At 38.5% G+C, this 6,663-nt stretch carries 6 protein-coding genes; 2 read left to right on the plus strand and 4 right to left on the minus strand.

Annotated features, from left to right (window positions below; all coding sequences use genetic code 11):
* Positions 1 to 73 precede the first annotated feature (73 nt).
* Positions 74 to 1,189, plus strand: coding sequence for a GGDEF domain-containing protein (locus tag GQR56_RS18870; protein WP_166114379.1), 1,116 nt, complete (start codon positions 74 to 76; stop codon positions 1,187 to 1,189).
* On the opposite strand, the gene GQR56_RS18875 is transcribed toward GQR56_RS18870, so the two are convergent.
* Entirely contained in the window at positions 1,186 to 2,370 is a 1,185-nt protein-coding gene (locus tag GQR56_RS18875; protein WP_166114382.1) for an NAD(P)/FAD-dependent oxidoreductase, read from the minus strand. The two genes, GQR56_RS18870 and GQR56_RS18875, sit on opposite strands and share 4 nt — an antisense overlap.
* Positions 2,371 to 2,696: 326 nt before the next feature.
* Between GQR56_RS18875 and GQR56_RS18880 the strand changes: the two genes are divergently transcribed.
* Entirely contained in the window at positions 2,697 to 4,829 is a 2,133-nt protein-coding gene (locus GQR56_RS18880) for a S8 family peptidase (protein WP_166114385.1), read from the plus strand.
* 210 nt (positions 4,830 to 5,039) lie between these two features.
* Here GQR56_RS18880 and rpmG read toward each other — a convergent pair whose 3' ends face one another.
* The 3 genes from rpmG to radC form a co-directional block, all read right to left on the minus strand.
* Complete coding sequence (gene rpmG, locus GQR56_RS18885; RefSeq protein WP_004335545.1) at positions 5,040 to 5,195, minus strand: 50S ribosomal protein L33; 156 nt, start codon at positions 5,193 to 5,195, stop codon at positions 5,040 to 5,042.
* An 11-nt stretch (positions 5,196 to 5,206) separates the two neighbouring features.
* Positions 5,207 to 5,443, minus strand: a complete 237-nt coding sequence (gene rpmB, locus GQR56_RS18890) for a 50S ribosomal protein L28 (protein ID WP_004335549.1) — start codon at positions 5,441 to 5,443, stop codon at positions 5,207 to 5,209.
* Positions 5,444 to 5,717: 274 nt separating this feature from the next.
* On the minus strand, positions 5,718 to 6,392 hold the full coding sequence (gene radC, locus GQR56_RS18895) for a DNA repair protein RadC (RefSeq protein WP_166114388.1): 675 nt from the start codon (positions 6,390 to 6,392) through the stop codon (positions 5,718 to 5,720).
* Positions 6,393 to 6,663 lie beyond the last annotated feature (271 nt).

Consider the following 6,663-nt stretch of genomic DNA (forward strand, 5'->3'; position numbering starts at 1 on the left):
ATTATCCTCGCTGCTACCCACGCTTCCTAAAATAAGTAATACTTAACAACTTATAAATAAAAGAGAAGTGACCATGCTAGATTTTTGGTATAAAGAGTCTCCACCATTTCCAAAAGATCATAAAGACTTTTGGCGCACTCGCTTAATAGCTCACTCTTTGCTTATAACGACGAGTTACTTTTTAGTTTTAACACTGCTAAACCTCTTTTACTTTCAAAGCTACGATATTGCTTTAATTGATGCTTTGGGGCTTTTTGTATCGTTAGGTATTTACGTCGGCTTTAATAAATCGACCAATGTAAACGCTGCTGCATGGGCTGTAACACTAATGGTTTGCGGCTTAATTATATTGTTTATAATTTCTGTGGGTGGGCATGCTCACTCTTTATTTTGGGCTACGTTAATTCCTCCTTTTGCATTTTTTTTAGTTGGTAGAAACTGGGGAAGTTTGTTAAGTGCCGTCGCTTTTATTGTTTGTGCCTACCTTGTTTACCTACAACAACTGCAAACTATAACAATTGGTTTAGGCTCTTTATTTAATGTGATTGAAGTAAGTTTAGCTCATATTTTGATTTTTAGATTTTACGAAAAAACACGTTTTTCAGCCTATAATCGCTTATCAATCCGTAACCTTGAAATTCAACAACTTGCAGAAACAGACAAATTAACAGGATTATACAACAGACAAAAGTTTGATTTTGAGCTCTCAAAATTAATTGCTAACAATGCAAACTCGACCACCGACAATGCTAATATCGTACTAATTTGCGATATAGATCATTTTAAAAATATAAACGATACCTATGGTCATTTAGTTGGCGATAACGTACTTACTGGGTTTGCAAAAATACTAAAAGAAAAGCTCACAAATAATGCTCTTATTGCACGATGGGGCGGCGAAGAATTTACTATTATTTTATCAAATACATGTTTGAGTGATAGCGTTGAACAGGCGAATGAATTACGCGAATATATAGCCAAAAACACAATTACAAATATAGCGCTTACTATCAGCATTGGTTTAGCTACTGTACAAAAAGACGATACCGTATTAAAACTTTTAGAGCGGGCAGACAAAGCACTATATAAAGCTAAAAATAATGGGCGAAATAAAGTATCTGTAAGCGATAATAACTGCGTTATTACCGCCAATTCTGCCCAACCAAGCGGGCCTATAACACAAGCTTAAGCGTACTGCCCTGCAGCAAATCCACAACTCCATGCATACTGAAAATTGTAGCCGCCCAGCCAACCTGTTACATCGGTTACTTCGCCTATAAAATATAAACCTTCGGCCTTTTTAGCTTCAAACGTTTTTGAACTTAACTCATCAGTATCTACACCACCTAGGGTAACTTCTGCTGTTCTATAACCTTCGGTGCCATTTGGTTTAATTTGCCAAGCATGAATGTAACTCACTAACTCATCAATTTGAGCATGTGTAAGCTGATTAATATTACAATCTGGAATCGCTTTGCTTTCATGCAGTATTTCTATAAAACGTTTAGGTAAAATTGTCGCAAGGCTATTTTTTAAAGACTTTTGGGCTTGCGTTTCGCGCCAATCAGTAAGTTGCTCTCTTAGGTTTATTTCAGGTAAGAGATTGATAGTTACAGCCTGCCCTGCTCGCCAAAATGAGCTTATTTGTAGTATTGCAGGACCTGATAAGCCACGGTGAGTAAATAATATATTTTCTTTAAAGGTAGTACCGTTTTCGCTTGAAACTTCACATGGGATGCTAATTCCCGAGAGCCCTTCAAAACGATCTTTATCATGCTGATGCAAGGTAAACGGCACCAAGGCTGCCATCGTTGGCAAAACATTTAAACCAAATTGCTCAGCAATTTTATAACCTATTGGGGTTGCACCTAGTTTTGGCATGGTTAAACCACCCGATGCAATTACTAACGACTCACAGTTAAGTGTTTCTTGCTCTGTAATAACGCTATAGCCTGTTTCTGTTTTTGAAACGCTAAGTACTTCGTTGCGTAGCTTTATATTTACCCCAGCCCATTCGCATTCGGTAAGTAAAATATTAACTATGTCTTGTGCGTTGTTATCGCAAAAAAGCTGACCCAATGTTTTATGGTGATAAGCCAAACCATGCCTGTCCACCAGCTCAATAAAGTCATGCTGTGTATAGCGACTCAAACACGACTTAACAAAGTGAGAATTTCCGCATAAGTAGTTATCTGGTGTTGCATTTTCGTTTGTGAAATTACAGCGTCCACCCCCACTTATTAAAATTTTACGACCTGGTTTTTTACCCATATCAAGTACTGTAACACTTCGACCTCGGTACCCTGCCTGTGCCGCACACATCAATCCGGCAGCTCCCGCGCCTATTACTATTACATCTACTTGGGTCATTAATTTATCTCATTAAAAATTTTTTTCGATTATAGCAAATTTAAACATGTTCAACGTATCGAAATAACTATTGGTAATATCACAACAGATTAAATCTATTCTATTTAAATAAAATCATAAAACACACCAATAAGTAATACTTTGTAACTTATTTACTTTTAACAGGTAAATACTAAATAACGACAAAGACCCTATATACCTTAGTTATAACTAAATGAAATAGGTACATAATGAATTGATATTTTAACTTATTTAACAAATGCTTTACTTTCATTCCCGCAACGTGAAAATTAATCACGGAATAACTAATAAAACTAGGGATAATTATGACGACAAGTAAAACCTTTAAAAAGTGCGCTATCGCATTAACGCTAAGTACACTTTTTGCAGCAACATCAAGCATTGCTACTCCAACTCAAGACGCTTTACCTTCAATGACTGATATGTCAGCAAAACTACAAAGCCAAAGTGGGCTAGAAACGCAGTTCATTATTAAATATAAAAATAACAGTAATGATATGGCTAGTTTATCAACAGCTGATGCAAGCCCATCAGGTATGAACAAACGTGCACAAAGTTTTGTTAAAAACTTTTCATCTAAAAAAGGGAAAGTAAAAGGTAAATATGTACGCGCTATGGCGCTTAGTAATCACCATGTAATGCGTGCCGATAAAAAATTAAGCGCTGCAGAAGCCCAAGTATTCATGCAAGAAATGGTTGATTCTGGCAATGTTGAGTACATTGAAGTAGACCAAATGTTAAAGCCTTTTTCTACTCCTAACGATCCTCGCTTTGACGACCAATGGCATTACTATGAACAAGCTGGTGGTTTAAATTTACCTACCGCTTGGGATACAGCAACAGGTAGCGGTGTAGTTGTTGCGGTACTTGATACAGGTTACCGCCCACATGCAGATTTAAACGCTAATATTTTACCGGGTTACGATATGATTTCTAACCTGTCGGTAGCAAACGACGGCGGTGGTCGAGATAGTGATGCGAGCGATCCAGGTGATGGTGTTGCTGCAAATGAATGTGGTTCAAATAGCGCTCAAAATTCTAGCTGGCACGGTACGCATGTAGCCGGTACAGTTGCTGCTGTTACCAACAATGGCGAAGGCGTGGCTGGCGTAGCTTACGACGCTAAAGTAGTTCCTGTTCGAGTGCTTGGTAAATGTGGTGGTTTAACATCTGATATTGCTGACGGTATTATTTGGGCATCTGGTGGTAGTGTTTCTGGTATTCCATCAAACGCTAACCCTGCTGATGTTATTAATATGAGTTTAGGTGGTAGCGGCTCATGTAGCTCTGCAACACAAAGTGCTATAAATACAGCGCGCAGTAACGGAACCGTTATAGTTATAGCTGCCGGTAATGATAACGACAATTCAGCTAACTATAATCCAGGTAACTGTAGCGGCGTAGTAAATGTTGCCTCTGTTGGTCGTAACGGTGGTCGTGCATATTACTCAAACTTTGGTAGTAATATTGATGTTGCTGCACCAGGCGGTGCACAAAATTTTGCTAACGACTCTGAAGGTATTTTATCTACTTATAATTCAGGTTCATCTTCACCTTCAAGCGACAGCTATGCTTACTCGCAAGGCACATCAATGGCGGCACCTCATGTTGCAGGTGTAGCTGCTCTTATTAAACAAGCTAAACCAGATGCAACACCTGACGAAATAGAAAGTATTTTAAAATCAACAGCTCGCTCATTTTCAGCAACGTGTACTAGTTGTGGTACAGGTATTGTTGATGCCGCAGCTGCCGTTGCTGCAGCCAGTGGTGACACTACTCCACCAGCAGGTGACGATAATACGCTAACCGATGGCGAAGCTAAAACAGGCCTTAGTGGCGCAACAAATGCTGAAGCATTTTATACAATGACCGTTCCAAGCGGTGCAACCAACGTTACGTTTACAATAAGTGGTGGCACAGGCGATACCGATTTATATGTACGTGCTGGCAGTAAACCAACAACAAGTACGTATGATTGTCGTCCATTTGAAAATGGTAACAATGAAGAGTGTTCTATCGATAGCCCTACTGCTGGCACTTACCATGTAATGCTGCGTGGTTACTCTGCTTATTCTGGCGTGAGCTTAGTTGGAAATATAACAGGCGGCTCTACTGGTGGCTCTACTCCACCTCAAGCAGGTGGCGGTACTATTAGCGACGTAACAGCGAATGCAGGTGAATGGAAACATTACACACTTGACGTTCCTGCCGATATGTCTTCATTTACAGTAACGACATCTGGCGGCACTGGCGACTCAGATTTATTTGTTAAGTTTGGTAGTCAACCAACGACTACAAGCTACGACTGTCGTCCTTATAAAAGCGGCAACGCAGAAACTTGTACATTCACTAATCCACAAGCGGGTACTTGGCACTTAAGCGTTAATGCTTACAGCACCTTTTCTGGCTTAACACTTAGCGGACAATACCAACCATAAGTATATTTCTCTCCCTACAAAAAAGACCGAGCTAAATTAAATAGCTCGGTCTTTTTATTTGTACTTATACCAATCTGCATCAATTTAACGAATTAAATAGACCCCACATTTAAGAGGATTGATATTATTTACATTTGTTGATTTATTAATTTTTAAAAACAAAAAACCCAGCCTAAGCTGGGTTTTTAAATTCTAAAAGAAGAACTAAAATTACTTAATTTTAGCTTCTTTAAAAAGAACATGTTTACGAATCTTTGGATCAAACTTTTTGATTTCCATCTTCTCAGGCATGTTACGTTTGTTTTTGTCAGTAGTGTAGAAAAAACCAGTACCGGCAGTTGAAACTAAACGGATTTTATCGCGCATGATTCAGATCCTTAAACTTTAACGCCGCGAGCACGGATTTCTGTAAGAACCGTGTCGATGCCTTTTTTATCGATAATACGCATACCTTTAGTAGTAGTGCGTAATGTTACAAAACGTTTTTCACTTTCAACCCAAAAACGGTGTGTTTGTAGGTTAGGTAGGAAACGACGTCTAGTCGCGTTTCTCGCGTGTGAACGGTGATTACCAACCGCTGGACGCTTACCTGTAACTTGACATACTTTAGACATGTCTATATATCTCCAATAACTTCGCTCGAGCTTAATTTAATCTAAGGCCGTGTATTTCCGCCCTAGAGATAAATCGAAGGGCGCTCTTTATACAGCTTTTACAGGCAAAGATCAAACACTGATCTATCCAATCAGCTCATATATGTAAATTTGATAGCGGCTAATTATAAAGATCGAATGCCCTTAGGGAAAGTAAAAACTGCATTTAAATTAAACTAATTTGCCAAAACACGTTAAACAGCTCATTTTTAACACACTTATCCATCAAACAAAGTTAAATGAGGCCTCGCTCGGCAAAAGAAACACACGTTTCCCCTCCAACAATGATGTGATCAAGCACAGTTATGTCGACCAATTGCAGTGCTTGTTGTAATTTATTAGTAATAAGTTTGTCTGCTTGGCTTGGCTCAGCAATTCCACTTGGATGGTTATGTGCAAAAATAACAGCTGCAGCATTATTTTTAAGAGCAGCTTTAACTACTTCTCTTGGATAAACACTTGCCGCGTTAATTGTGCCATAAAAAAGTATTTCGTCTTTAACTAAACGATTTTGGCTATCGAGGTAAAGCACCATAAATACTTCTTGCTGCAAACCACGCATTTGAATCGTTAAATAGTCGTACACTGTATTGGGTGAGTTAAATACAGCCTCTCGTTGGCAACGCTCCTGCATATAACGCTGGCTTAGCTCTAATACAGCCTGCAACTGCACATATTTAGCTGTACCTAATCCTTTTTGTGAACAAAACTCTTCAATACTCGCATTAAACAAATTGTGCAGTGTTTTATTTTCGTTAAGCAAATGCTGTGCAAGCTCTATTACGTTCATACCAGGCAAGCCCGTACGTAAAAAAATAGCGAGTAATTCAGCATCACTTAATGCTTTTGCGCCTTTTTCAATTAACTTTTCGCGAGGGCGAAGTGAATTAGGTAAAGAGGTTAATTGCATTATTAATCCAAGAGCGTCAAAAGTGTCTTATAACTGTAATGCAAATTTTAAAATTAACCTGATTATTTTAAATTTTAAGGCAAATTTAAATGCCAATTGCAGGTCTATTACAAATAAATTCAATACAGTTAACGCTCATAATAGAGTAGCTACTTGAGATAAATTTATTATTTAGAGCTAGGGTCTGTTGATCTTTCAAGGTTAAATTTGCAGCAGTCTGTTTGGTATTTAGGCAAGGCAGAGCCTATACAGTGTGGTTATTCCCCATAAA

Origin of the sequence: Pseudoalteromonas sp. Z9A5 (genome assembly GCF_011378875.1) — a bacterium.
Classification (GTDB): Bacteria; Pseudomonadota; Gammaproteobacteria; order Enterobacterales; family Alteromonadaceae; genus Pseudoalteromonas.

Excerpts from the sequence above, each read along its gene's own strand:
- GQR56_RS18870 (WP_166114379.1), top strand. The coding sequence starts at position 74 with ATGCTAGATTTTTGGTATAAAGAGTCTCCACCATTTCCAAAAGATCAT.
- GQR56_RS18875 (WP_166114382.1), bottom strand. The coding sequence starts at position 2,370 with ATGACCCAAGTAGATGTAATAGTAATAGGCGCGGGAGCTGCCGGATTG.
- GQR56_RS18880 (WP_166114385.1), top strand. The coding sequence starts at position 2,697 with ATGACGACAAGTAAAACCTTTAAAAAGTGCGCTATCGCATTAACGCTA.
- rpmG (WP_004335545.1), bottom strand. The coding sequence starts at position 5,195 with ATGCGCGATAAAATCCGTTTAGTTTCAACTGCCGGTACTGGTTTTTTC.
- rpmB (WP_004335549.1), bottom strand. The coding sequence starts at position 5,443 with ATGTCTAAAGTATGTCAAGTTACAGGTAAGCGTCCAGCGGTTGGTAAT.
- radC (WP_166114388.1), bottom strand. The coding sequence starts at position 6,392 with ATGCAATTAACCTCTTTACCTAATTCACTTCGCCCTCGCGAAAAGTTA.